Origin of the sequence: Streptomyces anulatus, assembly GCF_000721175.1 — a bacterium.
GTDB classification, from domain to species: Bacteria; Actinomycetota; Actinomycetes; order Streptomycetales; family Streptomycetaceae; genus Streptomyces; species Streptomyces anulatus_C.
The window spans coordinates 159209-186110 of record NZ_JOEZ01000004.1 but is presented as its reverse complement, the minus strand read 5'-3'; the positions used below and the strand labels follow the sequence as shown (position 1 = coordinate 186110).

The following is a 26902-nucleotide window of genomic DNA, read 5'->3' as shown; positions in this document are numbered from 1 at the left end:
ACCCCGCAGCCCTCCATCTCACCGCCCCGGGCCGCCGAAGCCCGCCTCGAACTGGGAGACCGTCATGGGCCCGAGCACCCCCCAACCGCGCCGGACACCGCCCCTCGACTCGCTCAGGGAACTGGCGCCCGGCGCCGAGCTCGTCAAGATCCGCGCCAACCCGCACAACTGGAGCCAGGCCGTGCTCCTCGCCGCGTACACGTGGCCGCAGTACGAGGGCGACCGCCTGGTCCCCCTCGACCACGGCAGCTACCCGGACGACTCGCACAACACCGCTCTGATCATCGGCGAGTTCCTCAGCCGGTACCGGCAGCTCCCCGTCGTCCGCCAGCTCCAGGCCAGTGACGCCGCCTACACCTTCCTGGTCGAGCTCGCCCGCCCCTCCTGGGAGCTCTCCGGCGGTGATTCCCAGTGAGCGTCCCGGCGATCCCCGCGGCGTGCGCGCACCGTCCCACGCACGGCGGCCTGGTCGTCCCGTACGTCTCGTTCGAGCACAACGGTCTGCCGGTCTTCGGCGGGCTCGACCCGGGCAAACGCACCCGAGCCTTCGAGAACGGCCTGTGCCAGATCTGCGAATGGCCGCTGGAGCGGTGGTTCTACGTGCTGGTCCGCCCCCAGGACGTGGTCATCGGGTATGCGCCGGAACCGGGACTCCACCCGCCCTGCCTGATGTATTCGGAGAAGGCGTGCCCGATGCTCAACGGCACCAGAGCCACCTACCGTTCGGGCGGCGTCATCTCCCGGCATCCGGCGGGCCGTCCGTGCGACGACCCGGCCTGTTCCTGCCCCGCGACGGCACCCACCGCGGAATCCCTGGTGCGCGCCGGGCGCAAGGCTGACGACTGGGACGCCTGGATGCTCTCAGCAGACCAGTACGAGCTGCACCGTGACGGACACGGCGCGGCCGTGGGCATCCGGCTCCCTTCCGACCCGAAGCGCATCCGCCGCGTGCGGGTCTCCCCCGAGCGCAAGCGCGCCCTCGCCCTGGTCGCGGCGCTCCTTGATCTGGGCGCCTAGCCCTTCCCCCCTTCCACGCCTGGCGGGCCACCTTGCCCGCCACGTTCTGCCACCGATGAGGATGACCGTGCTCGCTGAACGCTTCCGCCCTTCCGACATCGAGAGTCTGGTGCGCATCGCAGGCGCCCTGGCCCCCTCACTGGCCGCCGCCGAACTGCCCCCGCAGTACCGTGAACTCGCCCAGCGCGCTCACGCCGAGATCGTCGCCGAGGCAGCCGGCGGCCGGTCCCCGGCCGTCTCCGCCATCCTGGGGCCTCGCCCGGGCCAGCAGGTCTGGATGCTGCGCATCTGGACCCGCCACGAGGACACCACGGCGCCCTACGCCACGGAACGCGCTGCCCTCGCGGAGCTCGCCACGCACGTGCGCGGCAGCTGGGCCAACGTGGGCGGCCAGGGCGACGTGCCCGACGAGCCCCCGGCCGACGACGCCGAAGCGGTCGATCTCTACTACGGTCCCGACGGCGACGCGGTGCCCGATCAGGGCTTCGAGCTGTACTGCGAGGAGATCGGGCGGGCGCAGCGCTCCCGCATTGCTCCCCTGAACTTCGTCTTCCCCGACGCCGTGACGGCCGAGGGCCTCAACCGCGCCGCGGTCTTCTACCCCGCCGATGACCAGGGACCGTCGTGCATCGAGGTGGCCGGCGTGCTCGTCTTCGGCTACCTGGACGCCGAGGACGGCGTCGTGCGGGTCTCGGTCCACCTCGACAGCGCCGACCCCGAGCACGTCGTCCGGCCGGACGGGACCGTGCCGCTGCGCGTCGTCGTCGAGGACACCGTCATCCTCGACGACAGCAACCACTACGCCCCGCATCCCCCCGTACTGGAGCAGCTCCTGGACGCTGCCGACCCGGAGCAGCGGGCCGTGATCTCCTCAGTGGCGGTCTCGGCGGGGCTGATGTGGAGCTGCCCGAGCTGCCAGTGGCACAACCCCCGGGCGACGGAGCAGTGCGAGCGCCCCGGCTGCGGGCGCAAGGTCAAGGCAGCGATCAACCCGCGGGCCGCAGCGCTCGACCCGGCACCGGTCCTCGCACTGGAGGGCCCGCGATGACCAGCAACGCCTACCCGCCGGCGCCCAAGCATCTCCGCGCCGCGTGCGCACATCCCTCGGGGCACCTCGCATCGCACGGCAGCCGTACGACGCTCCAGGTCTACCTGGACGACGGCCTGGTCTACCGCAACGACGGCGACGGCTACCGGCTGCCGCCGGAGAAAGCGCAGGCGCAGGGCGTCGGACCATACGTCATCACCGGCGCCGGACGGCGGTCGATCCTGAACGACTCCCAGCTGGCCGCCCTCGACTCCGCCGACGAGGACGGCGCGCTGAGGAACGTCACCTGGCCCACCGCCGCCTCCCTCGCCCGCCTCGCCCTCGTCGAGTACCGCGCCGCCGACGGCGTCCCCCAGCCCACCGACGGCGACGACGGCCGCACCGGCCCGAAGCACCGGCCCTACCTCACTCCCGCAGGCCTCGACGCCGCACGCGCCGCGAAGCCGCAGCCCTGACCCTCCTGTCCTCCGGCGGGTGCGACCCTTCCCAGCCGCACCCGCCCCTTCCCCACAGGTACGCCCATGACTTCCCTCACGCTGTTCGAACCCGACCTCGATGCCGACCCCGCAACGCCGTCGTCCGGCGGACCGGCTCCGGCCGAGGTCGCCTCCGCGGAGGCTCTGGCATCCTTCCGCGCGACGAAGCACAAGTCGCTCAACTTCGGCCTCGGCGTCGACTCGACGGCGCTGACCCTGGCGATCATCAACGATCCGACCGCCTTCGGGATCGCCGAAGACTTCTCCGACTTCTCGATCGTGACGGCGATGACCGGGTTCGAGTTTCCCGACACGATCGCCGACGTCGAGAACCACGTCCTGCCGTTGCTGCGGGAGAAGGGCATTCGATACACGCAGGTCGCGCGGGCCGGGCGCCCCGACTCGGCAGGTGTCGAAGTCCTCTCCGACACCAAGAACCCCGGCAAGGTGTTCAGCCAAGGTCCATGGACGCTCATGGACGAACTGGAGGAGAACGGCACGGTTCCCCAGTACGCCGGCGGTCACGTATGCAGCCAGAAGCACAAGGCTTGGACGATCGACCGCCTCCAGCTCGAGCGAGCGAGCGGGCAGACCGTCGGCAAGCTCTTCGGCTACAACGCGGACGAGTACAAGCGCGCGGTCAAGGCGAACAAGTTCCAGGCCAAGCGCAACAAGAAGGCCGGCTACGAGACCTTCGCCCTGGACTACCCCTTGCTCAGGCTCGACTGGGGCCGCGAGGACGTGCAGGGCTACGTCAAGGACCGCCTCGGCATCGACATGTCCAAGTCATATTGCCCGGTATGCCCGTTTGCTGGGGTGTGCTCGCCCCAGCCGGATCACCTGAAGCGGCTGCGGAAGTACCCCGACCTCGCCGCTCGCGTGCTGCGTCTTGAGTACCTGTCGATGGCCCTGAACGACAACAGCTCCCTCTACAAGGACGACACCCTGTTCAGGCGGGTCACCGACGACCAGAACGCTGAGGCGCTCGGCCAGTTCAACGCCCGGCTGGACGAGGAGCCGTGGGCGGTCTACCGGTTGCAGCGCGCCTACACCGCCGGCCGCCGGCCCGAGTGCCACACCGCGCACGGCGACCGCTGCTCCAAGCCCGAGTGCCGCGACACCAGCTTCAAGGGTACGGTCTACCGGTCCGTGAAGACCGTCCGCACCGGCAGCCGTTCCGAAGTCGGCACCTTCCTGCACAACGCCGCCACGGCCCTGGACCGCCCCGTCGAGCACTCCACGAAAGCCCACGGCGCTGGCATCGACCGCGTGCGCACCCGCGTCCGGCCGGACGCCAAGACCTACGGCACGGTCGAGGACTTCTACGTGACCGCCCCGGCCGGCGTGCAGGACAAGGCCCGCTCCGGCTTCGCCGGTGTCTGGGCCGCGATGACCGCCGGCCAGTAGTCCCCGATCCCCCTGCGAGGAAAGATGACCACACGCACCCTGCCCCCCGCCACCTACGACAGACTCACCGCCGCGGTCGCGCGCGACACCGGCGATCGGCGCACGGCCGCCCTGTGGAGCCACGCCGCGGCCCTCGTCCGGCATGCCCACGTACATGGCCTGGCTCCGGCCGACGAACGCCCGCCGGGTCCGGACGGCCTGCTGAAGTCCCTGGAGAGTCTCGCCGGCTGCCACCCCGCCCTGGCCCCTCTCGCCGATCCGGCCGTGCTGCCGCTGTGGGAGCAGCCGCTCGGCTCCGCCGCCTGGAACGCCATCGAGGAGTTCTGGGACCGGCGCCCCGCCCTCGAAGACGGGCGCCGCGTGGACGGCTACGCACTGGGCGACGCCTACCAGCTGCTGTCCGACGAAGCCCGCAAGGGGCGCGCCCTGTGCCAGACCCCGCCCTGGGTCGCCCGCCTCCTGCTGCGCCTGTCGCTGGAGCCGGCCATCGAGGAGTGGGGGCCGGCCGACGTCCGGATGATCGACCCCGCCTGCGGGACCGGGCACATCGCCGTCGCCGCGTTCCACATGGCCCGCGTCCCGCCGATCCGCGGCCGCCGCTCCGCTCCGGTCGGGCACGGACCGCGGGCCGTCGAGCGGGCTCTGGCAGCGGTGTCGGGCGTGGACCTTGACGCGTACGCCGCCGCGCTGACCGCCTACCGGCTCCTGGCGTGCTCGGCGTCCGTCCTCGGCGTGAGCCTGGACCAGGTCCCGGCGTCGTGGCCCGTCAACGTGGCCGCCGCCGACTCCCTGCTGGACCGGACCGAGCCTCTACTCGCCGCCGGCGCCTACCACGCGTGCGTGGCCAACCCGCCGTACATCACCCCGAAGGACCCTGCCGTCCGCGACCAGGTCCGCGCCGCGTACCCGCAGGTGGCGGCCGGCAAGTACTCGCTGGCCCTGCCCTTCACCGCGCTGATGCTCGAGCACCTGGCCGTCCCAGGCGGCTTCGTGGCGCAGCTGACCGCGAACTCGTTCATGAAGCGGGAGTTCGGCAAGCGGTACATCACCGACTTCCTCCCCCGCTTCGACGCACGCTGGATCATCGACACCTCCGGGGCCTACATCCCCGGCCACGGAACACCCACCTGCATCCTCGTCCACCGGGCCCGCCCACCGGTCGGCGACACGGTCACGGTGATCCGGGGCAACCGCGGCGAGCCCCACGTTCCGGAGGACCCCGCGAGAGGGCTGGTCTGGAGAGCGATCGAGGACGCGGTCGACAACCGGCTTGCCTGGGACCGGTTTCAAGCAGGTGCGGACCTCGCACGGCGCAGCGGGGACACCACCACCTGAGATGTTGCGTATTCACGATTCACTATGTATTGTCATTCCCTGTTCGGGGCCAACGCCCCGCCACACCAACCCACTTGACGAGCGCCGCTCCGGGCGTCGCGCCCGTCTCAGCACATCCGGGGGACTGATACAGATGAAGCGGAACAAGCCGCTCATAAAGCGCCGCAAGGCCGGGACGCAGTACCGGCGGCGGAGGCTGCATCCGTGGGGAAAGCACGCCTCCTCGTACTGGGCGCTGGCCGTACCCCAGGCGTTCACCGGGACCGGCCAGAGCGTCCTCGACATGACCGGAGCGGTGCCCGCGGGCGCGGACGAGTCCAGGCCCGACAACCCGCGCTACGGCTCCGTGCTGCGCTGGCGGCTCGACCGCGGCGGCCAGACGCAGTTCGTCTACGGCATCCAGGTATGGGGGCGGTACCGGAGCGAGAGCCCGTCGGCTTACGGCAAGCGCATCTCGGGCGCGTTCCGCCGGTCCCTCCCCACTTCGACTGACGTCTACCACGTTTTCGTCGCGGAGCGGCCGGGTTGCGCACGAGGAACGCGGTGCCCGCTCACCCAGCACTGGTACACGGCCATCGAGGCCGACCTGTCGACGCACCAGCCGGATCGGTGCCCGATGGGCGTCCTGAACGACGGCCCGCCCTGGCGCCTGATCGGCCGGACAGTCCCTGACGGCCGCCACATCTACTGACGTCCCTCGCACAGCGCTCCGGGCCGCCCGGGCAGCTCTCAGCTCCGGTCGGCCCGGCCTCAGAGCCCGAACCGCCGTTGAGGCCCCTCCGGCAGCCCTCCCTTCCGCCAACCCCAGAGGCGACGCACCGCGCCTCATACCGCCCCAGGAGTCCCTATGCGTAGCACCCGCACACGCCTGCCCGGCAGCACCCTCCGCGACGCGGCGCCCACCGACGCGGACGCCGTCATGCGGCTCCTCGCCGACGTGAACCCCGACGATCCCGACGCGTTCGAGGACGTACGGCCGAACCTGTCCCTGCCGCAGGAAGAGCCGCTCTCCCACTTCCGGGCCCTGATGATCGTGGCCGAAAACGATGAAGGCGAGACGCTCGGCGTCCTCATCGGAGGCGTTCCGCTGTGGCTCTTCGACCATCCCGGCATCGACGTGCCGCTGGCGCACCTTCTGGCGGAACGGATCGCGATCGTCACCGCGGTTGCGGTGGATCCCGGGCAGCGCGGGCGAGGCATCGGGGCCGAACTCATTCGGCATTCCGTACGCCGCTTCACGCGCGCCGGTTATGGACTGCTGACCCTCAACTGCTTCCCGGAGCTGGAGAGTTACTACGAAGGTCTCGGCTTCTCCATCATGGACGGCCTGAACGTGGCCCTCGGCCCCCTGAACGCGGTCGGGCACCGATGGGGCGATACCCGGGTGGCCGCCCGGCTTCTGGACCGATACACGACCTTCGTCGACGTCCCGGGCCTTACCTCCCCGGTCGTTTCGGGCATCCTTCCCAACACCCGGATGCAGCGTGGCGCGTACTTCGACGGGGAGCAATTCCGCGCCTGAGCCGATCACAGCCCGGGGGTCTGGCCTCCCGGGCGACAGAACTCACCCACGGATGCAGGTATCAGCCGGCATCCAGAACCAAGGAGGAACTGATGCCGGTTGTCGACGGCAAGAGCCCGAGCCCGTGGGTCCGATGGGCGCTGCGATGGGGCGCGCCGAGCGCAGTCGTCGCCCTGGTCAGCGTGTGGGTACTGGAGCCCGCCAGTCTTGTCGGCGCGGTCATTGCGGCCGGGGTGGCACTGACGGCGCTCCTGGTCTTCGTCGGCACGATGCCCCGCCGGCAGCTGCCGGCCCAGCAGCGGGCGCGCAGGGGCGCCGGCAAGTAGAAGGCTCCAGCGAGGCGGCCGGTGCGCCGTTACCCGAGAGCTCGGATGGCGGGCCCGGATACATGATCGCCCGGCTCGCCCCGAGGGGGAGCCGGAAAGCGTTCACAACCACCTGCGATGTTGCGTATTCGGATTTCAGTATGTATATTGATTGCATCGCTGGCGGACCTCCAAGTCCACGCCGCACGAAGCCCCTTTACTGCTCTGGAGTCCTCCCATGCTTGCTGTCGCCCACAAGGCAGAGGTAGACGCCGCCCTTCTCGGCTACCGGAGGGGATGGGCCGACGTCTGGCTGACCCTGGTGGACGTCACCACCGACTTGATGCACCTGGCCAGTCACATGCGCGCCGACATCGAACGCTGCCTCGACGGCGACGCGAAGGCGCGACTGGACGAACGGCCCCTGGCCGCCATGCCGAACCTCGACCCGTCCGTCGCGCCGATCCACAACACGGACGATTCGGCCGCCGCAGACCACCTCTTCGACGTGTACGTGCACGCCAGCGACGCCGCTGCCGCCCTCCGCGTGCACATGGCAGAGGACCCCTACCCCACCTTCTCGAAGGCGCTGCACGTGCTGCTCAACGAACTGCGCGCCTACGCCCAGAACCTCGGCTTCGACTTCGACGAGGTCATGCGCGCGGCATCGCAGGCCCACCGGGTCGACCAGCGCAAGGCCAAGTAGCCGAACCCTGCCCCGGTGCCGCCGCCCCCACGAACGATCCCACCTGGAAGGACCTTGACCATGACCACGCCCCTGATCCCCGCCCCGGCTCGATCGGGCCGCGGCTCGATACGCATGCACCTCGACCGCGGGGAACACCCCGCGACTCGGGTGCCGCTCCTCGGCGCCGATCTCGACAACCCGCCCGCCGTCTGCGGAGGCTGCGCCAACACCGTGTTGAAGCGGCTCGGTGACGGTCGAGAGCGTCTCAAGTGCGGGCTTCTGCCTCGCGGAAGCCGCGGACTGCGCGGCCCGGATCTGCGCGAGTCCATGCCCGCGTGCGTGAAGTACGCCGCGGCCTCCGCCGCACCGCGGAACACCTGATCTTTCCGACCACGCGCCCGGGGCCCTTCCGCCGGAACCCACGCGGTCCCGTACGCCAAGAGGCGGCGGGCCCCGGGCTCGTGGTCAGGATCCCTCTCCACCACCAGCACCCGCCTCACCACGGAGACGTGATCATGCTGCCCGGCCTCGCCCAGCACATCGACTTCCAGGCCGCCCACAACGACTACACCCGCGGGTTCCTCGTGGTGAGCAAGGCCGACCGCACCACCGCGTACGGGTACGTGTGGGAACACGCCCTCCCGGACGGCACCACCACGTGGGTCGCCCAGCCGGACACGGCCAACAACGCTTCGCGCATCCCCGGGTTCCAGTCCCGGGAGTGGGCCGGGGAGTTCCTGTACGAGCGCGAGTGGCCCAAGTTCGTCCGTCGCGGGGACGACAAGGGCGACGCCCTCCCGCAGCCGGGATGCGCCGAGCGCGCGCCGTGCGGGACGTGCTCCCTGTGCGAGCCCGAGCTGGCCCGCAGCGGAGTCCTCTGAACGAGCCGGCTGACGCCCCTACGCCATCCATCACCACAACGTGCAGGTCCGGGGCTGCGGACGACGCCTTCCCGCTCGCGGCCCCGGCACCGGCTTCCTGTTCCTGACCAAAACACACCACCCACCCATGCGCTGGAACCCTCATGCCCGCTGCTGATTCCACCGCCGCCCTCGTGACCGAGGCCGTTGACCAGGTGCTCACCCACAGGGCTCGGAACTGCACCGACCCGAGCTGCGCCCGGCACGCCGGTACGACCGACTGTCCTGCGATCACCGTCAGCCGTAGCGCTGGCTCCGTCCTCGGCGAAGCGGTCGCCGAAGCCTGGCACGCCGCCGGCGGCAGCCGCCTCGACATCCCCGCAGGGGTCGTCGCGGCCCTCGCCCTGTGGCCCCAGAAGTCCCCCGGTGCGGCGGCCGCCGACACGATCGCCGCGTACATCGCCGCGCAGCCCCCGCGCGTCCTGGTCCGCGGCCTGGCCGATAGCGCCAACTACTACTACGGCCTCCGCCCCGACCTTTGGGCCACCGCCCGCCCGCTGTTCGACTGGACCAGGGAGGACCTGCACGACACCCACCTCGCGGGCGTGCGTGCTGTGGCCCTTGCCGCGCTGCGCCATGGAGTCCTCCGGCACACGGGAGACACCGACCCCGCCGAGCGGTCCCGGATCGACCTGATGTCCTGGGTCATCACAGCCCTACGCCACCATCACTCCCGGCGCAGCCTCGGCGAGTACCACACTCCGCCCGACATCAGCGATCTGATCGCCGCGATGCTGGCCGACGAAGGCGGCACAGGTAAGCGATCCCACCACCGCGGTGAGTGGGCGCTCGAGCCGGCCGCCGGAACCGGAGGGCTCTTCCGCTCCGCGGCGCAGGACCTGCGCCGCGACGGCGAGGACCCGGCAGAGCGCGGCTGGGTCATGCTCGAACTCGACCCCCTGGCCGCCGCTGGAGCCGCCGTCAACACCCTCGTCTGGGAGCTGGGCCCCCGCGCGGTCGTCGGATGCGGAGACGTCCTCGCACAGCCCGACCTGGCCGAGGAAACCCTTGCCCGGCAGCGTGACATGGCGCGCCACCGCGACGACGTCATGAAACTGATCGGCTTCGCCATCGCCACTCGCACCACCGAGCAGCTGCTGGACGCCCTCACGACCAGCAGGTAGCTGCCCCGCCCCGGCCCACGCCTCGTGGGCCGGGCCCGAAGGAGGAACCGTGGCACAAGCCCACGACCACAGCGACAGCCAGGCCGTAGCCCGGGCGCTGCGCGCCGTCATGCCCGCACCCAGCCGTACCAGCGTGTATGTGCTGACCTGCGGATGTCCCGACGCGGAGGGACTGTTGTCCTGGTACATCGACACCGAGACCCGGTCCTACGAACTCGACCTCTCCCGCGCCGCGGCCGGTCCGAGCCAGGTTCGGCTGACCAGCCGGCCGCTTATCGGCGACGGCACCGTCTGGAGCGAGGACCTCCTCGTTCCAGACACCCCGGCCGACTGGGCGCACTCCCTCGCACGTCTCGTCGCCCGGCTCACCCTTTCCGACCGCAGCCCCCTCTCACTCGACTGAGCAAAGGACCATTGTGTCGAACCGCACTCCCCTGACCGGCTGCCTGCCCGGCTTCGGCCGGCATCGTGGCTACCCACCGCGCTACGGGTGGCTCCGCAAGGTCTACGACGCCCTGCGCCAGGACCCGACCGCCCTGCGCCGCCCCGACGCGACCGTCGTGCTGGGCGTCGGCAAGAGCATGGTCCCGTCCATGGCCTTTTGGTCCCAGGCCTTCGGCTTGGCCGCCCGCAACGGCCAGGACCTGGTGCCCACGGACCGCGCCCACTGGCTCCTGGACGAGGACACCGGGGCCGACCCCTACCTCGAACTCGACGCCAGTCTCTGGCTGTTGCACTGGTGGTTGGTGAGCTCCGAGCCGTGTCACGTGCCCACCTGGCGGTATCTCTTCGGGTACTCCCCGTTCAGCCGGTCCAGCCGCGCGGAGCTGCAGGGGCGCTTGGCGGCCGCCGCCGGCGCGGCCGGCCACAGGGCCCCGGCCGCGTCGGTACTCGCGTCGGACATCGCCTGCCTGGTGAGCATGTACGCGCCCGGCGCCCCCACCGCCGCGAACATCGAGGACGAGCTCTCCAACCCGTTCCGCACCCTCCACCTGCTCGACCCCGAGCCGCCCGCCGACCGCACAGCCGACCGCAGCCACCTCGTCGCCCTGCGCCGCATGGCCGGCCGCCACTGCCCCGCGCCCGTCCAGGCGTACGCGAGCCTGGACTTCGCGGCCTGGACCGCCAGCCCCGCGGCCGGCTCTATCAGCCTGGCGTGGCTTGCCTCCGACCCCCTGGGGCCCGGCCGACTCCTTCTCACCGGTACCGCCGACCTCCGCCGTGCCCTGCACCAAGTCGCGGACAGGCGTGCGGATCTGGCTGTCGTGCAGTCCGGCGACGGCGAGGAGTCTCTCGTCTACTCGCGCCCGCCCGTCCTCCTCGCCGAGGACGTCCTGGCCGGCGCCTATCCCGCCCTGCGGCCGGCCACCAGCGGTGCTGCGGAGAAGGGGAGTTCTTGGTCCCTGTCCTGACGGACTCCGGGTTCCCGCGGGCGCGGATCGCTCAGACGAACAAAAGCGGTGTTGCTTATTATCACTTCCATGTGTACTGTGGTTCTCGTTGGTGGTGCTCGCCTCCCGGCTTGAGCGCCCCGCGCCCTCCCCTTCCGACGAGACAGGCCTAGGAGACACGCATGCGCATCAAGACCGGTGGACAGCACCAGGGTTGGACCGTGGTCCACCAGGCGCGGCGGGCGTGGCGCGGCTCCTTCGAGGGCGTGTGGCTCGGCGTGGAGGAGTCCACGGGGCGCTGGATGGTCGGCCGCCAGCGCGACGGGCAGTCGATGGACGACGGCTTCGACGCGGACGGCAACTGGGCCACGTCCCGGCACTTCCGGGAGGGCAACGAGTACCTCAACATGCGCCGGGCTCTGGCCGCGTACGACGAGGAGGCACAGAACGCGAGCGACGTCTGGAACGGGATGTGGGACCAGCGCGCCCACGAGGCCGTCGCCCGGCACCTCGCGCACCGCGTTCCCTTCCCCGCGCCGGTCCGGCTCTCGGCCGGATGGATCGGGCGCGGCCTGACCGATTACCACCCCCCGCGCGGGTCGACGTTCCCGCTCGACGGGCCGGAGGCCAAGTACGAGCTGATCCGCTACCTCCAGGGCCAGACCCGGTTCGACGAGATCGTGACGGAGCCGGGCTCGGTCTCCGAGGAGGAGGCGTACCAGCTGGCCATCAACGCGACGGGGCCGATCCGCTTCGTGTGCCGTGGCGTGACCTTCTACCTGAGCGAATGAGCCCGGCGGCACGGGCGCGGGGCCACAGCGCGCACCGCGCCCGTGCCGCCGGAGCCCAAGTCGTCCAGCCAACCACCGAAGTACCCACCGAAGGCGAGGACGCCGCCCCTGGGGGCGGTTGAGACGAGATGGACCACAAGAACCTCATCGGCCACGACGGCGCCGTTCACGAGGGCCTGCTCAACAGCCACACCGGCTTCATGATTGACGTGGCCTGCGACGCGGGCCGGTACGCGGTCGTCCACCACTACGAGAAGCTCGACCCGGCGCGCGTCACCGACGCTCCCCTGACCTGTCCTGAGTGCGTCGCCGCGAACTCCCCCGCCACCGCACAGCTGCACCGCGGACGCATCGCCCATCGGTACGCCGAAGAGGTCCTCGCCCTCGCCGATACCCGCGCATGCCCGCCTGCCCAAGACGACGAAGGGCTCCGACTGGCCTTCGTGGCACTCGCGACAGAGAACCCGCCGCCCCGGGCCCTGTACGCGCTGATCAGGGAGCACGTGACCGACATGCTGACCGATCGCGCCCTGGCGGTGCCGGAAGGGGTCCCGCAGGTCCTCGTGCCCTACAAGCGGTACACCGGCGGCACAGTCCAGGCCCCCGTCGGCCCTGGGGACCGCCTCATGCACTACAGCGCCGCCGGCGGGTACTTCCAGTACGTCTGGGTCGATGGGCTCGATGAGTCTCCGGACGGAATCGTCGTCACGGTCCACGAGAAGGACCGGCGTCCGGTCACGTACTCGGCGCGCGAGGTCAGCCAGCGGTACTCGAAGCTCGACCGGGCGGCACCGCTGCCGTCGAGCGGTGGGTGATCGAAGCTGACGGCTACGGCCTGACCTCAAACAGTCCTGGGCAGGCCGGGCACGTACCGTCGCGGCTGATCCCGCCCCCATCCGCAGGTGTGCGCCGGGATAGCGCTCGTCTCTCGCGGCCAGTTCCCCACCGCGATGGCGTCGGCCAGTTCAGGTCTTCTCACCCGCGGCCCGTGCCGGGATCCCCTCGCCCCAGCACCGCGGCGGATGCGCCCCATCACCGTCCTGCCGCCCAACTGCCCCTCTCTTTTCAGGATGCTGCGCCGCGCCGTCGCCGCGCCGCCGCCTCACCCGACTCCGGAGGCGCCCACACCATGACCACCGACAGTCCGCACGTCGCCTACCTGGCCCCTTCCGATCCGGCCCGCCCCCAGCCCGGCCGAGACAACGACGAGGAGGCCGACCGCTCCGAGAACGCGGTCCTGACCGCCTACCTCTTCCACCTGACGGCCAAGGGACACCGTGTCCTGCGGCACCGCGTCGTCACGGATCCCATCCTGGCGTCCACCGACCTCTTCGACGCGACTGCCGGAGAGGTGGTGATGGCCTGTCACCGATCGCACTACCCCGCGCTCATCGCCGCGTACGGAGTGATCAGCGACTGCGCGCGATTCTTCTCCCCGGCCCGCCGCGCACTGCTGTTCACTGCCGAGCCGGGCTCGGTCGCCAAGGAGTTCCTGTCCCACCACAAGATCATCGCGATCTGGCCCGAGGGCGAGTCCTTCGTCCGCGCGGACCCGGCAGCCGAGACAGGCGGAGCGTGAACCGCCAGAGCTTCGGGCCGCCGTCGACGAGAGCCGAGGAACGCGCCTGGCGCGCGGCCGGTCTCCTCGTCGACGTGGCCGGGCGCGTACTGCCGGCCACGGCCCCGCCCTGCGGCTTCTGCGACGGCGAGGACATCGGCGACACCTGCCCGGCATCCCTGACCTGCCCCACGTGCAAGGCCACGCCCCGACAAAGGTGCCGCCGGCCGAGCGGCCACACCGTCGAGCAGTGGCACCGCAGCCGCGTCCGCGCCGCCGACCTGGAAGACCAGCGCCGCGAGGAAGACGGCGACACCACCCTGCCCGCCCGCTGGGCCGACACCCCGCCGGCTCCGACCCCATCACGAGGAACACGATGACCATCGACCACCCCCGCAACAGCGCCACGGCCACGTCAGGCGCCACGGACCGGCCGCGTACGGCCGGATCCTTCACACCCCGCATCACCCCCGCCCAGCGCCGCGCCCTCCTCGCCGGGGCCAGGGACCCGATCGGGCTGCTGCCCAAGTCCGTCAACCTGCGGACCCTGGCGTCCCTCGCCGACATCGGCTACGTCGGCCTGGACCAAAGCCGCGACGTCCTTCGTGGACAGGAGGCGACGCGGGACGCGCTGGACGTCTGGGGCGGTGCTCTGACCGAGGACGGCTGGCAGCGGGCCCGCGCCGAGGGCGCGGGCCGGTTCCGGATCGTCGTCGTTAGTGGAGTACGCGCGGGTTCCCCGAGGCTACTCGGCGGCCGGGTATCTGCATTTCAGCAGGTAGATCGCGCTGTGCCGGCCCGTCACTCGATGGTGTGAGATCTCCGCAGTAACTCGCAGATTCTGCGAGTGACCCCCGTAATCTGCGGTTTCGTGTCAGATTCCGAAACTCGCGTGCTGACGCTCGTGCGCCCCGGTACGGAGCCGACTGTGCCGGTGGACCCCGCTGCGGTCTCCGTCGAGAGCGGGCTCGCGGACGTCGTCACGCTCCAGCGGCGCCGGCAGGCGCGCATCTCGGCGCAGGACGAGGAGAGCTTCTTCCTCGACACGCTGTCGGAGTACCAGTGGGCGAGGGATGCCGCTGGCCTGGCACCGACGACGCTGGACGGGCTCATCAAGCCGGTGGTGGAGGTCTGTGAGTTCTACGGCACGGTGCCGTGGCAGCTCACGTCCCGCGAGGTCGACCGGTACTTCGCCGGCCCCGGTAGTGGTGTCCGGTCATGTGGCACCAGGCGGGCAGGTCGAGCGGTGCGGCGGGGTCGGTGGCGATGACGTGGATGACGGTGCCCGGCTGGGCGCCGTCGATCTCCTTGCGTAGGCGCAGGAGGAGGGTGACGCAGAGCAGTCCGGTGCCGTCGACGGTGATGCCGGGCGCGGGTGTGTCGGGGGTCGTGGGTTTCATCGGCGGTAGGCGGTGGCGGCGACGGCGGGCAGGAGGGCGAGGGAGAGGGCTCCGCCGGTGAGGGCGAGGGCGGGGTAGCTGGTGGCGGCGACCATGATGCCGGAGGCCATGCCGCCGGTGGCGCCGGCGATGGCGATGGAGACGTCGACCAGTCCCTGGGTCTTGGCGCGGGTGGCGAGTGGCACGGTGTCGGTGATGATCGCGGTGCCGGAGACGAGGCCGAAGTTCCAGCCCAGGCCGAGCAGGGCCAGGGCGAGGGCGAGGAGGGTGACGGAGTCGCCGGGCGCGGTGGCGGCGAGGAGGCCGGCGGCAAGCAGGGTGGTGCCGGAGGCGGCGGCGATCTTCATGCGGCCGTAGCGGTCGACGAGCCAGCCGGTGAGCGGTGAGGGCAGGTACATGGCGCCGATGTGGATGCCGATGACGAGGCCGGAGGCGGCGGTGGAGTGGCCGTGGTCGTGCATGTGGACCGGTGTCATCGTCATGATCGCGACCATGACGAGCTGGGTGAGGATCATGACCAGGGCGCCGAGGACCACGCCGCCGCGGCCCTCGCTGGTGTCGGCGTCACCGCCGTCGGCGGCCGGGTTGGTCGCGGTGTCGGCTTCCTTGGCCTGGGCGACGGCGCGGGCCAGGAGCAGCGGGTCGGGGCGCAGCCACAGGGCGAGGACGAGGGCAGCCAGGGCGTAGGCGGCGCCGGAGATGACGAAGAGTCCGGCGAGGTGGGGGATGTGGAGGTGTTCGGCGAGGGTGCCGGCGGGGGCGGCGAGGTTGGGTCCGGCGACGCCGCCGAGGGTGGTGGCGACCAGGACGGTGGAGACGGCCCGGGCGCGGTGTCCGGGTGGGGCGAGGTCGGCTCCGGCGTAGCGGGCCTGGAGGTTGGTGGCGGTGCCCGCGCCGTAGACGAACAGGGCGATGAACAGCAGGGCGGGGTTGTCCAGGACGGCGGCGGTGATGACACCGGCCGAGCCGACGGCGCCGGTGAGGTATCCGGCGGCAAGGCCGGGGCGGCGGCCACGGGAATGCGAGATGCGACCCACGGCGACGGCGGCGAGCGCGGAGCCAGCCGTGAACAGGGCGCTGGGCAACCCCGCGAGGCTGGTGGTGCCGAGCATGTCCTGGGCGAGGAGGGCGCCGACGGTGACGCCGGCGGCGAGACCCGCACCGCTGAGGATCTGCGAGGCGACCAGGACACGCAGGATGCGGCGCTGGGCCTGGGCGGGGTCGGGTATGGAGCCCGTCGTACGGGCGGACGCGGTGCTGGTCATGTCTCTTTTCCGAAAGCGGCGCTGAGCGGTACGGGACCGGTGAGAGGGGAACTGGCCGGTCCCGGCAGGGGGGTTGTGCACCGGCCCGGTGTCCGAGGACGGCGGTGCGGGCCGGTGGCGGAGCAGTGGGGGTCAGTCGCTGTCGAGGGCCTGGGCGAGGTCGGCGATCAGGTCGTCGGCGTCTTCGAGACCGACGGACAGGCGGACCATGCTGTCGGCGATGCCGCGCTTGGCGCGCTCGGCCGGGTCCAGGCCGTGGTGGGTGGTGGTGATGGGCTGGGTGACCAGTGACTCGACTCCGCCGAGGCTGGGCGCGATGGCGAACAGCCGCAGCCGGTCCACCACCGCGGCGGTCTGTTGCGCGTTCGCGTCCAGGACGGCGCTGAGCATGCCGCCCCCGCCGCGCATCTGCGCATCCACGATGCGCTTCTGCTCGCCGGTGGCCAGCCCCGGGTAGTGGACGCGGGTCACCCGCGGGTGCGTCTGCAGGAAGGCGGCGACGGCCGCGGCGGTCTCGTTCTGCGCGCGGACCCGGACGGGCAGGGAGCGGATGGAGCGGGCAAGGAGGAAGGCGGTCTCGGGGGCGATGACCTGGCCGAGGTTCTTGCGCCACCCCATCACCGGGGCGAGGTGCTCGGCGGTTCCGGTCAGGACGCCGGCGGTCAGGTCGGAGTGCCCGCCGAGGTACTTGGTCGCCGAGTGAACGACCAGGTCCGCGCCATGGGCGAGCGGGTTCTGGTTGACCGGAGTGGCGAAGGTGTTGTCCACCACCGTCAGTGCGCCGGCCGTGCGGGCCTGCTCGGCGATGGCGGCGATGTCGAAGACGGTCAGGGTGGGGTTGGCCGGGGTCTCGAAGAACACGATCCGCGTCCGGCCGGTCAGCACCTCGGGCAGCCGCTCGACTTCGTCGGCGCGCAGGAAGGTGGTGGTGATGCCGACCTGGGGCAGGTTGTCGCCGAGGAGTTCGAAGGTGCCGCCGTAGACCTCGCCGATACACACGATGTGGTCACCGGTACGGCAGTGCGCGAGGAACGTGGCGGCCTCGGCGGCCATACCGGAGGAGAACGCCAGAGCCTGCTCGCCGCCTTCGAGGTCGGCGAGCTTGGCCTCGGTAGAGCGGATGGTGGGGTTGAGACCATAGCGGGTGTACAGATTCCCGGCCTTGCGGCCTTCGACGACGTCGAGGAGGTCGGCGGTGGTGTCGAACGCGAAGGTGGAGTGGTTGTAGAGCGGGGTATGGACGGCGCCCTCGGCGTCGCGGCGCTCGCCGGCGTGGACACTGCGGGTGGACATTCCGTGCGCGCTGGTCTCGGTCATGCCTCTCCTGCTGCTCGTCGGATCTTCTTGCGTCGGGCCGCTCGGCCCGGTCACTGCGCGCCAGCCGCCCGGATGAGGGTTGCTGCCGCCGTCTCGATCTGCTCGGCCGTGGTCCAGCGGCCCAGGGACAGCCGCAGCGCGCCGAGGGCGCGGGTCGCGTCCAGGCCCATGGCGGTGAGCACCGGGGAGGGGGTGTGGGTGCCGCTGTGGCAGGCCGATCCGGTCGACGCCGCGATCTCACCGACGGCGGCGAGGACCTCGTGGCCGAGAGCGCCGTCGACGCTGACGTTCAGGGTGTTCGGCAGGCGGTTCTTCTCCGGCCCGTTGAGGTGCACGCGGCCGGGCAAACCGATCGCCAGCCGCTGATGGAGATCGTCGCGCAGAGTCGCGACGCGGGCTGGAGCGCCGGAGGCCATCTCCTCGTCCGCGAGCCGCGCGGCGGTGCCAAGCGCGACGGCCAGGGCGACGTTCTCCGTTCCCGCGCGCAGGCCCCGTTCCTGCCCGCCGCCGTAGACGACCGGCTCCAGCCGTACCCCGTCGCGTACGAAGAGGGCGGCGGCGCCCTTGGGCGCGTACATCTTGTGCCCCACGATCGTCAGCAAGTCCACGCCCGGCTCGCCGACATCGAGGGGAATCTTGCCGACGGCTTGGGCGGCATCGCAGTGGAACAGCGCGCCACGCTCGTGGGTGAGCGCGGCGAGTTCCGCGATCGGCTGGAGGGCGCCGGTCTCGTTGTTCGCCGCCATCACCGACACCAGCACCGTGTCCTCGGTGAAGGCTGCGGCCACGGCCGCCGGCTCGACGAGCCCGTCCCCATCGACGGGCAGCACGGTCACCCGCGCGCCGTGCAGCCGCTCAAGGGCCCGGCAGGTCTCCAGGACGGCCGGATGCTCGGTGCGCTGGGTGATCACATGCGGGTGGGGGCTGCCGGAGGCCAGGACCGCGCCGCGCAGGGCGAGCAGGTCGGCTTCGGATCCCGATCCGGTGAACACGATCTCGGCCGGCCCGGCCCCGATCAGATCCGCGACTTGGGCGCGGGCCTCGGCGAGCCCCCTGCGGGGCTCCTGGGAGAAGGGGTGGCTGCTGGAGGGGTTGCCGAAGAAGTCGGTCAGGTACGGCCACATCGCTGCGGTGACTCGCGGGTCGACCGGGGTGGTGGCGTTGTAGTCGAGGTAGACCGGCCCGCCGGCCAGTCCTGGGTGCGGCGGGAGGTTGTCGCCCGGGGCGGTCACGTCAGGTCCGCGGCGTCGACGGGCAGCTCCGACAGGCGCCACTCGAGCATGCCGTCGTTGAGGCGGATGGCGCGGCGGCCGCGGTCGGTCAGCAGGCGCACCGCGTCGTAGGCCAGGACGCAGTACTCGCCGCGGCAGTAGACGACGATCTCGGTGTCCTCGGGCAGCTCGTTGATCCGGTCGGCCAGCTCGTCGACCGGGATGGACAGGGCGCCGGGGATGTGACCGGCCTGGTACTCCTCGACCGGCCGCACGTCCAGGACGACGACGTCGCCGGCCGCGATCCGGGTCCGCAGTTCCTCTCGGCTGAGCTCGGCGGCGGTGTCTTCGCCGAGGTAGGCGTCGCGTGCGGCAGGGACGGCGGCCTGGTGGCGGTCGGCGACCTTGCGCAGCAGCGCGAACAGCTGGGCCACGTCGTCGCCGGCGAGGCGGTAGTGGATGCGCACGCCCTCGCGGCGGGTGGCGACGAAACCGGCCTGCTTGAGGGTCTGCAGATGCGCCGAGGCGGTGGTCAGGTTCAGCCCAGCGGCCTTGGCCAGCGCGTCAACGGTGCGCTCGCCCTGGGCCAGAAGATCCAGCAGCTCCAGGCGCTTTCCGCTGGCCAGCGCCTTGCCGCTGGCCGCGAACGCGTCGTACAGCCGCGCCTTCGTCGCGCTCTTCGTGTTCTCCGACATGGCATCCTCCATAAATCCATGGATTATTGTAGTTGAGTCTGGTGGGTGTGACCACACGCCCCCGTTCCCGAGATCTTGGAGGACGCCGTGGGCTTCGCGGACGATCACCTCATACCGCTGGTCGACGAAGGGCTGGGCAACAGCGCCTACCTGCTCGACCTCGGCGACGGACGCGCCCTGGCCATGGACGCCAGCCGCGACCTGCGCGCTCTACGGGCAGCAGCCGAGCGGCGCGGGCTACGCATCGCGTACGCGGCGGACACGCATCTGCACGCCGACTTCCTCTCCGGCGCCGTCCAGCTCAGCCATGACACCGGCGCCACGATCCTCGCCTCCGCCGCCGGGCGCCGGGCCTTCGACCACCAGCGCCTGGCCGATGGCGACGAGGTGGACCTCGGCGGGCTGACCCTGCGGGCCCTTGCCACTCCCGGGCACACCGACGAGCACCTGTCCTTTCTGCTGCTCGACGGCGCCCGGGAGCTCGGAGTGTTCACCGGCGGCTCGCTGATCGTGAACTCCGCCGCCCGCACCGACCTCCTGGGTGCCGACCGCACCGAGGAACTGGCCCGCGCCCAGTACCGGTCGCTGAAGCGGCTGACCGCGCTGCCGGACGAGACCGCGGTGTGGCCCACGCACGGCGCCGGGTCCTTCTGCTCCGCGCCGCCCGGCACCGAGCGCACCACCACCATCGGCGCCCAGAAGCAGGCCAACCCGCTGCTCGCCGCCCCTGACGAGGACACCTTCGTGGCCCAGTTGACCGCGAGCCTGGGCACCTACCCGACGTACTTCGACCGCCTCGGCGAGATCAACCGGCGCGGCCCGGTCGTGCTGACTGCCCAGCCGCTGCTGCCCGCCCTGGGCGCGCAGCAGGTACGGGCCCTGATGGCCGACGGCGGCCATGTCGTCGACGTCCGCCCGGCCGCCGACTACGCGACCGGCCACATCCCCGGCTCGCTGTCGATCCCGCTGCGCGAGCAGTTCGCCACCTGGCTCGGCTGGCTCCTGCCCGACACCGCGCCACTCGCGTTCGTCGTCAACGACGACCAGGACCTGAGCGAGATCGTCTGGCAGGCATACAAGATCGGCTACGAGCGTCTCGCCGGCCGCCTCGCCGGCGGCATGGACACCTGGCTCGCCGACGGCAACGCGCAGGCCACCACCGTGTTCCTCACCGCCGACCGCGCCACCGGCCGCCCCTACCTCGATGTCCGGCAGGAAGCCGAGTTCGCCGCCGGGCACGTCCCCGGCTCGCTGCACATCGAACTCGGCGCCCTCGTCGAGACTACTGCCGACGCACCGGTCGGCCCGGTCGTGGCCTGCGGGCACGGCGAGCGTGCCATGACCGCCGCCAGCCTGCTGGAGCGCGCCGGCCACACCGACATCGCCGTCCTTGACGGCGGACCGGCCGACTACACCGCCGTCTATGGCCAGCAGCTCGCCCAGGGCACGGAGGGCACCCGCTCGTGAACGCCACACCCACCACGACGCCGACCGACGCCGCCGGGCGGCCCGTACGGCTCGGGCTACGGGAGAACTGGCTGCAGTTCACTCTGCTGGTCGTCGTCAACGTCTGCGTCGGCGGCCTGGTCGGCCTGGAGCGCACCACCGTCCCGCTCATCGGCTCCGAGACCTTCGGCCTGACCAGCGACCTGGCCGTCTTCTCCTTCATCATCGCCTTCGGCCTAACCAAGGCGTTCACCAATCTCGCCGCCGGTGCGCTCACCGCCCGCTTCCGCCGCAAGCAGCTCCTCGTGGCGGGCTGGATTCTCGGCATTCCCGTCCCCTTCGCCCTCGCCTACGCACCTTCCTGGGGCTGGATCGTCGCCGCCAACGTGCTGCTCGGCCTGAACCAGGGCCTGACCTGGTCGATGACCGTCAACATGAAGATCGACCTCGTCGGTCCCTCCCGCCGCGGGCTCGCCACCGGCCTGAACGAAGCCGCCGGATACACCGCCGTCGGCGTCACCGCCCTGCTCACCGGCTACCTCGCCACCAGCTACGGCCTGCGCCCCGTCCCCGAACTCATCGGCGTCATCTTCGTCGTCGCGGGCCTCGCCCTGGCCCTCGTCGTCCGAGACACCGCTGCCCACGTCGCCCTCGAACTGGCCAACCACACCAAACCGCTGCCCACGGATGAGGACACCGGTCTGAAGGCCACCTTCGCGCGTGCGTCCTGGCGCCACCGCTCCCTGCGCGGTGCCAGCCAAGCCGGACTGATCAACAACCTCAACGACGGGCTGACCTGGGGCGTTTTCCCTCTGCTCTTCACCGATCACGGCCTCGGACTCGCCGCCGTCGGCCTGATCAAGGGCCTTTACCCGATCCTGTGGGGCCTCGGGCAGATCCCCACCGGCCACCTCGCCGACCGCATCGGCCGCAAGCCCCTGATCGTCTACGGCATGCTCGTCCAGGCCGTCGGCTTCGTCCTCGCTCTCGCCCTGCTGGACCGGCCGCTGCTCGCGGGCATCCTGTCCGCGATCTTCCTGGGCCTGGGCACCGCCATGGTCTACCCGGCCCTCATCGCGTCCATCTCCGACCACGCCCACCCGGCCTGGCGGGCCAACGCCCTTGGCACGTACCGGTTCTGGCGGGACATCGGCTACGCCGCCGGGGCACTCGTCGCCGGCATCCTCGCCGACGCCCTCGGCCTGAACGCCACCGTCATCGCCGCCGCCGTCCTCACCGCCGCCTCCGGGCTCCTGGCGGCCCGCTGGATCACCGAGCACCGGTCCGACACCCAATGAACGACCGCCTGCCCCGGCCGCTGCCGGGGCAGGTCCTGGCGTCCTGTATCTGGGGCGCCCATCGCGCCATGACCAGCGCCGCTCGGCCCTCCGCCCAGCACTGCGAGCCTGACTGCCTAGACAGCTGTCCTGGACGTTACAAACTGCTGACTGCTCGGCGGAGCTCTGGGATCATCGACTGATGGTCAACGGCAGGGATCGCTCAGGACTTCGGCAGCTGCTGGACGTCGTCGTCTCACGCCACCTCAGCGGGAACACGCACGCCACCCTCAACGCAGCGTTCGCGGAGCTGGCCATGCCGGAGATCCCCAAGGAAGAAGGATCGCTGCGTGAACGGATCGAACGCAGCTACGCCCTGGTCTCCGACAACGACCTCCCCCACGTCGCGCAACGCATCCTGGCTCGTGGGAGCCTCACCGCTGCAACTCGCAACGGCATACAAGATTTGCTTTGGGCGGAGTCGTCACCCCCGGCGATACCCAAGAGGGTCCGACGCGAACTGGCCCGAGCCCTGGACCTGGCGGACATGGCACGCCACGAAGCACGATTCATGACGCTGCTGGAGCGCTTCTGGGTACTCGACCGCGAAGAATCCCTCGCTGACCTGCTACTTCCCAGCCCCAATCGCCCGCCGGGGCTGAGACAGCACATCCAGCAACACGTCTTCCGTAACCCGGAGGACTGGTCGGTCGAGGACCTTTTCGAACACCTGGGGGCGTTCGAGGCCGGCGACGCGAGGTTCGCCCGCTTCCTCGAATCGGCTGTCTCCGCCGACGTGCTCCTCGACGAGCCCGCCCAACGTCACCTCGTGGCACAGATCAACGAGCAGATCCGCAGCGCGGGAGTCGAGCTGCGTGAGACCGGGGCCGACGGCGGCTACCCGCGCTTCACCATGGTCTCCACCCGGCTCGCCGACAACCGACGGCCGAAGAACATCATCTTCGCCTCGCTCACCAAGCCGGACATCCGATTCCTCTCCGCAGTGGACAACGACATCGAGATCGTCGGTGACCCCGGCAACGTCCTCGTCTACGACCGCGAGATCACAGGCGACGGCATCCGCTGGCGAGACCTCCAAGCCTGGTGGCAGGACACCCAAAAGATCGCAGACGGGGCCGAAGCCAAGAAGACTCTCTACCACCGGCTTCGCCGCAGCCTGCCCGGCAACTCACCCGGGCAGCGCAACGTCTTCGAGCTCTACCACCACATCCTCGGCTCTGCCGTCTATGACCTCCCGGCGCTCCTACCCGAGGTGTGGCTCCACTGGGACCACAAAACAGTCCGCGAGCGGGGCCCTGAAGCACTGCTGCGCTCCCGCATGGACTTCCTGCTCCTGCTGCCCCATGGCCAGCGCGTCGTTTTCGAGGTCGACGGGTCCCAGCATTACACCCGCGAAGACGGTCAGGTACCTGACAGCTCAAAGTACGCGGAGCTGGTTGCTGGGGACCGCGAACTCAAGCTCCGAGGCTACGAGGTCTTCCGGTTCGGCCACGACGAACTCAGGGACGCGGAACGTGCCAGGCTCCTGCTCCAGGAGTTCCTGCCGGCCCTCTTCCAACGTTTCGAAGTGAACGGCCGCACCAACTGACACCGGAGACCGGGGCACGGGCCGGATGAGCACGGGTACCTATCCGGCCCCAGCCGTGAAGGCTCAACTCGCACGACCACCGCCGAAGACGGGGAAATGGCGTCCGGGTTCGGCGCACTCCGGCTCCGGGATTTCGAGAACCCGCGCGCTTCGGCGCGGTCGATCGCCAAGTTCGTCGCCGGAGACCGTGGTGCCGACGGGTTCGAGCGGCGCATCGCGGCGCTGGGCGCATCGCCGCGCCCTGCAGGGTCCGACCGGCGTGCCTGGCTGCGCACCGCACTGGAGCAGATCGGGGCCAGGCGCCAGCGGCACCCGAGGACCCACAGGTACGCCCTGCCCGTCGGCCGCAATCGGGCCGAGCGGTCGAGGGCGGTCTTCGGCATGCCCGCACTCCCCTACCCGAAGTGGGCAGAGGTCCGTCACCACACCTAGGGCGTTGTGTATTCACGAAACGATATGTAGTGTGGTTGTCGTGATCGAGCGGCGTTTCGCTCTCACGCACACCACCATCCTGGAACCTCACCCAGAGGAACGACCGTGGACATGTCCATCCCCGACCGCAAGGCTGCTCGCTTCACCGCAGCCGCGGAATCCGGCGTCAACATGAACCCCGCACGCGAGTGCACCCTCGCGGACCGCGCCGCATGGGCCCACGCGGCGCTGGAGGCCTACAACAGGCAGGCCCCCAAGGCACTGTTGCCGGTTCCCAAGCTGGCCGAGCGCGTACGGCTCGGCGTCCTCGCGGCCGAGGCCATGGCCCAGATCGCCTTCAACATCCCCGACGACCGGGTCGTGGACGACCAGGAAAGCGCCGATCGCGTAATCGGAGATCTGGTCGCTCAGGTCTTCTGCCTGACGGACGGCCGGGTCACCGCCCATGAACTCCACCAGGCCGCCGAGGGACTTCGCAGCGAGGCGTACCCCGTGAAGCTCGATGTCCTGTGCGCCGTCGCCGCCGCCGGGGCCGAACGAGAGGCCGCCATGCTCGCGGCGCTCCTGGACGCGGCCGAGTCCTTCGGGTGCGACGTCCCCGGCATGGTCGAAAGCGCCCGCAACTACTTCGAAGACCTCAAGGCCGAGGATGAGGAGGCCGAGGCGGCTCACGCCTGAGCCAGCCCCGGGAGCGAGGAACTCGGCCCCGGCGGCCGCGCTCGCTCCCGGCTGGGTCGCCACGGAACACACCCGATGAAACTAATCATCCCCGCCTTCGACCAGCACTACCGCGTGTCCGCCACGGACTACAACTGGACCAACCCCGGAGAGATTCTCACCATCGGCACCGACGACGCCTTCGTCGGCATCGACAGCCGCCGCTACACCACGCACGGCCGCGTCACCGCACTCGATGTCACCCGCGCCGACGTCAATGCCAAGATCATCAGCCTCCTCACCCAGGACGGCTTCTACGTGCCCGGACGTGAGCGGCAGAGCACCGAGACCCGCAGGCGCATGGGCGAAGTCTTCGGCCTGGCCCGCGGCTTCGAGGTCGGCACCGTCATCGGCCTTCACCGCGGCCGACCCCGCCGCCACGACGCACCCCCGAACTGACCCGCTGGGCGCAATCCATCCGCCAGCGCCCGCCGCCCCCAGGAAGGGCCTCATGGACACCATGCCCCCGAACACCCGTACTCAGCAGCACTGGTACCTCGCCACCCTCGGTCACGAGGCGCTGTTGCGGGAGCTCGCACCGCTGGATCTCCCCGCCTCCGCCACCCACGATCCGCTCACCCTCGCCGGACGGTGCCTGATCGCCGACCCGATCGGCTACCCCGAAGCCCATCGAGCCGCAGAACGGGTCCTGGCCCCGCTGCGCACCGCCCAGACATTCACCACCACCGTCCGGGACGAGGACAACGCCCTGGAGCACACCGGCGTCGTACCGGTCCTTGAGGAGCGCCAGGCCGGAGCCGTCACCGGCTGGTACGCCGAACTCCTCCTCTTCGAACACAGCACACTGCTCAACAAGGCCGCCTACCGCCTGTCCCGGATGCCCGGAGACCCGACCTGGATCATCGACAGCGACTTCCAGCGCAGCGGCCACCCCGGGATTCTGCGGCCCTTCGGCTCCCGGCGCCCGGGCAGCAAGCGGACCCTCCTGCCGCCGTTCGTCGCCGAGCTCGACCGCCTCATCGCGCAGGGGCCGGGGAGCGCGGCGTGACCCTGTACGGCATCCCGCCCGCCGGACTGCGCCGCGCCATGGCGCCCGAAAGCGGGCGGGACCACGCCCACGCCATCGCAGACGCCGCACACGCCTGGTGGACATCCAACCGCGGGGGCTCCGGCGACCGGGCCATCGCGGTCGGCACCCTGGCCGCGCTCGCCCTCTGCGCGCCTTCACGGCCGGACGGCCCCGACTACGGCCCGCTCCTGCTCCCCCTCGACGACGAACAGCTCGTCGACACCCTTCGAGCGGGATGGAACTCGTTCTGGACCTACGACCCGGACCTGACCGAGGCCGCCCGCCCGCTCCACGACTGGCTCTCCCACCCCACCGACAGCGACGTCCGCGGCCTGGCCGACTACGCCCGGATCCTCCTGCGCGCAGGGCTGCTGGAGTACTGCTCCGACACCGCCCGCGCCGAGTCCGACGATGTCCTCGGCCTGCTCATCACCCGGATGCGCAGCTACAGCGAACGACAGTCGACCGGCGAGTTCTTCACCCCGGCGGCGGCCGCCGACAACGTCGGCGACATCCTTCTCTCCGCCGACCGCAGGCCCGGCGATCTGCTCCTCGAACCCGCGGCCGGGACCGGCACGATGACCCGGGCCGCCGCTGCCACGATGCGGTACTTCGGCGCCGACCCCGCCGAGTACCGCTGGTGGCTGAACGACCTCGACCCACTCAACGCCGCGTGCTGCGCCGTGAACGCGCAGCTCTGGAGGCTCGGCCGGCACGTAACCGTCTCCTGCGGCGACGCCCTGAAGCATCCCCGGCTTCTGGAGCAGGCCGTACAAGGGCGCGCCGAGCGGGCGAGCGCCGAGCAGAAGGCCCGGCCGGTGCTGTACCCCACCACGACCCGCCCGCCGTTTTGGCCGTGGCAGTTCGTTCCACCCTCCTGACCCGGCGCGGCGGCAGTGCCGCATCCCGCGGCCGGCCGCC

The 26902-nt window shown here is 71.0% G+C and carries 33 protein-coding genes and 1 pseudogene; 29 read left to right on the top strand and 5 right to left on the bottom strand.

Annotated elements, in window-relative coordinates:
* Positions 1–64: 64 nt before the first annotated feature.
* From IG90_RS0106240 to IG90_RS46855, 21 genes and pseudogenes are all read left to right on the top strand, one after another.
* Positions 65–415, top strand: coding sequence for a hypothetical protein (locus IG90_RS0106240; protein ID WP_030578749.1), 351 nt, complete (start codon positions 65–67; stop codon positions 413–415).
* Positions 412–1017 carry a hypothetical protein gene (locus IG90_RS0106235; RefSeq protein ID WP_030578746.1) on the top strand — a complete coding sequence of 202 codons (606 nt, stop codon included), beginning with the start codon at positions 412–414 and terminating at the stop codon, positions 1015–1017. Before IG90_RS0106240 ends, IG90_RS0106235 begins: the two co-directional genes overlap by 4 nt.
* A 61-nt stretch (positions 1018–1078) precedes the next feature.
* Positions 1079–2065 carry a hypothetical protein gene (locus IG90_RS40640; RefSeq protein WP_051860020.1) on the top strand — a complete coding sequence of 329 codons (987 nt, stop codon included), beginning with the start codon at positions 1079–1081 and terminating at the stop codon, positions 2063–2065.
* Positions 2062–2520 (top strand): hypothetical protein, encoded by a 459-nt coding sequence (locus tag IG90_RS39215; RefSeq protein WP_033893750.1) that lies wholly within the window; start codon positions 2062–2064, stop codon positions 2518–2520. Before IG90_RS40640 ends, IG90_RS39215 begins: the two co-directional genes overlap by 4 nt.
* 66 nt (positions 2521–2586) lie before the next feature.
* A complete protein-coding gene (locus IG90_RS0106220) occupies positions 2587–3948 on the top strand; it encodes a hypothetical protein (protein ID WP_233435928.1) in 1362 nt (453 codons plus the stop codon).
* A gap of 24 nt (positions 3949–3972) precedes the next feature.
* Complete coding sequence (locus IG90_RS0106215) at positions 3973–5283, top strand: Eco57I restriction-modification methylase domain-containing protein (RefSeq protein WP_030578735.1); 1311 nt, start codon at positions 3973–3975, stop codon at positions 5281–5283.
* Between the two features lie 133 nt (positions 5284–5416).
* Positions 5417–5974 (top strand): hypothetical protein, encoded by a 558-nt coding sequence (locus tag IG90_RS0106210; protein ID WP_030578732.1) that lies wholly within the window; start codon positions 5417–5419, stop codon positions 5972–5974.
* Between the two features lie 156 nt (positions 5975–6130).
* Positions 6131–6805 (top strand): GNAT family N-acetyltransferase, encoded by a 675-nt coding sequence (locus IG90_RS0106205; protein ID WP_030578729.1) that lies wholly within the window; start codon positions 6131–6133, stop codon positions 6803–6805.
* A gap of 92 nt (positions 6806–6897) precedes the next feature.
* Complete coding sequence (locus IG90_RS0106200) at positions 6898–7131, top strand: hypothetical protein (protein WP_030578726.1); 234 nt, start codon at positions 6898–6900, stop codon at positions 7129–7131.
* A 217-nt stretch (positions 7132–7348) separates the two neighbouring features.
* Entirely contained in the window at positions 7349–7816 is a 468-nt protein-coding gene (locus tag IG90_RS0106195) for a hypothetical protein (protein WP_030578722.1), read from the top strand.
* A gap of 60 nt (positions 7817–7876) precedes the next feature.
* Entirely contained in the window at positions 7877–8179 is a 303-nt protein-coding gene (locus tag IG90_RS0106190; RefSeq protein ID WP_051860019.1) for a hypothetical protein, read from the top strand.
* A gap of 134 nt (positions 8180–8313) precedes the next feature.
* Positions 8314–8679, top strand: coding sequence for a hypothetical protein (locus IG90_RS0106185; protein WP_030578716.1), 366 nt, complete (start codon positions 8314–8316; stop codon positions 8677–8679).
* A gap of 143 nt (positions 8680–8822) precedes the next feature.
* On the top strand, positions 8823–9842 hold the full coding sequence (locus tag IG90_RS45600; protein ID WP_051860018.1) for an N-6 DNA methylase: 1020 nt from the start codon (positions 8823–8825) through the stop codon (positions 9840–9842).
* 49 nt (positions 9843–9891) lie between these two features.
* Positions 9892–10245 carry a hypothetical protein gene (locus IG90_RS0106175; protein ID WP_030578709.1) on the top strand — a complete coding sequence of 118 codons (354 nt, stop codon included), beginning with the start codon at positions 9892–9894 and terminating at the stop codon, positions 10243–10245.
* 13 nt (positions 10246–10258) lie between these two features.
* Entirely contained in the window at positions 10259–11254 is a 996-nt protein-coding gene (locus IG90_RS0106170; RefSeq protein WP_051860017.1) for a DUF4007 family protein, read from the top strand.
* A gap of 161 nt (positions 11255–11415) precedes the next feature.
* Positions 11416–12024: a hypothetical protein gene (locus IG90_RS0106165; RefSeq protein ID WP_030578703.1), complete on the top strand. Its 609-nt coding sequence runs from the start codon at positions 11416–11418 to the stop codon at positions 12022–12024.
* A gap of 128 nt (positions 12025–12152) precedes the next feature.
* A complete protein-coding gene (locus IG90_RS0106160) occupies positions 12153–12839 on the top strand; it encodes a hypothetical protein (protein WP_030578700.1) in 687 nt (228 codons plus the stop codon).
* A gap of 314 nt (positions 12840–13153) precedes the next feature.
* Positions 13154–13603, top strand: a complete 450-nt coding sequence (locus tag IG90_RS0106155) for a hypothetical protein (RefSeq protein WP_030578697.1) — start codon at positions 13154–13156, stop codon at positions 13601–13603.
* Positions 13600–13962, top strand: a complete 363-nt coding sequence (locus tag IG90_RS0106150; RefSeq protein WP_030578693.1) for a zinc finger domain-containing protein — start codon at positions 13600–13602, stop codon at positions 13960–13962. The genes IG90_RS0106155 and IG90_RS0106150 overlap by 4 nt, the downstream gene beginning before the upstream one ends.
* The gene (locus tag IG90_RS43330; RefSeq protein ID WP_033893748.1) at positions 13959–14399 is read left to right on the top strand and encodes a hypothetical protein; all 441 of its coding nucleotides are present in this window, start codon (positions 13959–13961) and stop codon (positions 14397–14399) included. The genes IG90_RS0106150 and IG90_RS43330 overlap by 4 nt, the downstream gene beginning before the upstream one ends.
* Positions 14400–14516: 117 nt before the next feature.
* A pseudogene (locus IG90_RS46855) lies at positions 14517–14801 on the top strand (site-specific integrase); the annotation flags it as partial.
* Here the strand turns inward: IG90_RS46855 and IG90_RS41595 are convergent.
* The 5 genes from IG90_RS41595 to IG90_RS0106120 all read right to left on the bottom strand — a co-directional run bounded on the left by IG90_RS41595 (position 14746) and on the right by IG90_RS0106120 (position 19470).
* Positions 14746–14982, bottom strand: a complete 237-nt coding sequence (locus IG90_RS41595; protein WP_078585211.1) for a sulfurtransferase TusA family protein — start codon at positions 14980–14982, stop codon at positions 14746–14748. The pseudogene IG90_RS46855 and the gene IG90_RS41595 overlap by 56 nt on opposite strands.
* Positions 14979–16247 carry an MFS transporter gene (locus tag IG90_RS0106135; RefSeq protein WP_030578687.1) on the bottom strand — a complete coding sequence of 423 codons (1269 nt, stop codon included), beginning with the start codon at positions 16245–16247 and terminating at the stop codon, positions 14979–14981. Before IG90_RS0106135 ends, IG90_RS41595 begins: the two co-directional genes overlap by 4 nt.
* A gap of 132 nt (positions 16248–16379) precedes the next feature.
* Complete coding sequence (locus tag IG90_RS0106130) at positions 16380–17564, bottom strand: trans-sulfuration enzyme family protein (RefSeq protein ID WP_030578684.1); 1185 nt, start codon at positions 17562–17564, stop codon at positions 16380–16382.
* A gap of 50 nt (positions 17565–17614) precedes the next feature.
* Positions 17615–18796, bottom strand: coding sequence for a cysteine desulfurase family protein (locus IG90_RS0106125; RefSeq protein WP_030578681.1), 1182 nt, complete (start codon positions 18794–18796; stop codon positions 17615–17617).
* On the bottom strand, positions 18793–19470 hold the full coding sequence (locus IG90_RS0106120; protein WP_030578679.1) for an ArsR/SmtB family transcription factor: 678 nt from the start codon (positions 19468–19470) through the stop codon (positions 18793–18795). Before IG90_RS0106120 ends, IG90_RS0106125 begins: the two co-directional genes overlap by 4 nt.
* A gap of 87 nt (positions 19471–19557) precedes the next feature.
* Between IG90_RS0106120 and IG90_RS0106115 the strand changes: the two genes are divergently transcribed.
* From IG90_RS0106115 to IG90_RS0106080, 8 genes are all read left to right on the top strand, one after another.
* Complete coding sequence (locus IG90_RS0106115; protein ID WP_030578677.1) at positions 19558–20937, top strand: MBL fold metallo-hydrolase; 1380 nt, start codon at positions 19558–19560, stop codon at positions 20935–20937.
* The gene (locus IG90_RS0106110; protein ID WP_030578675.1) at positions 20934–22214 is read left to right on the top strand and encodes an MFS transporter; all 1281 of its coding nucleotides are present in this window, start codon (positions 20934–20936) and stop codon (positions 22212–22214) included. The genes IG90_RS0106115 and IG90_RS0106110 overlap by 4 nt, the downstream gene beginning before the upstream one ends.
* 181 nt (positions 22215–22395) lie before the next feature.
* Positions 22396–23802: an AbiJ-related protein gene (locus IG90_RS0106105; protein WP_030578671.1), complete on the top strand. Its 1407-nt coding sequence runs from the start codon at positions 22396–22398 to the stop codon at positions 23800–23802.
* Positions 23803–23898: 96 nt separating this feature from the next.
* Positions 23899–24234 carry a hypothetical protein gene (locus IG90_RS0106100; protein ID WP_030578668.1) on the top strand — a complete coding sequence of 112 codons (336 nt, stop codon included), beginning with the start codon at positions 23899–23901 and terminating at the stop codon, positions 24232–24234.
* A 111-nt stretch (positions 24235–24345) separates the two neighbouring features.
* Positions 24346–24912, top strand: coding sequence for a hypothetical protein (locus IG90_RS0106095; RefSeq protein ID WP_233435927.1), 567 nt, complete (start codon positions 24346–24348; stop codon positions 24910–24912).
* A 75-nt stretch (positions 24913–24987) separates the two neighbouring features.
* On the top strand, positions 24988–25350 hold the full coding sequence (locus IG90_RS0106090) for a DUF7715 family protein (protein ID WP_030578663.1): 363 nt from the start codon (positions 24988–24990) through the stop codon (positions 25348–25350).
* Positions 25351–25402: 52 nt separating this feature from the next.
* Positions 25403–25960 (top strand): hypothetical protein, encoded by a 558-nt coding sequence (locus IG90_RS0106085; RefSeq protein ID WP_233435926.1) that lies wholly within the window; start codon positions 25403–25405, stop codon positions 25958–25960.
* Positions 25957–26862 (top strand): DNA methyltransferase family protein, encoded by a 906-nt coding sequence (locus tag IG90_RS0106080; RefSeq protein ID WP_030578657.1) that lies wholly within the window; start codon positions 25957–25959, stop codon positions 26860–26862. Before IG90_RS0106085 ends, IG90_RS0106080 begins: the two co-directional genes overlap by 4 nt.
* The last annotated feature ends 40 nt before the right edge of the window (positions 26863–26902 follow it).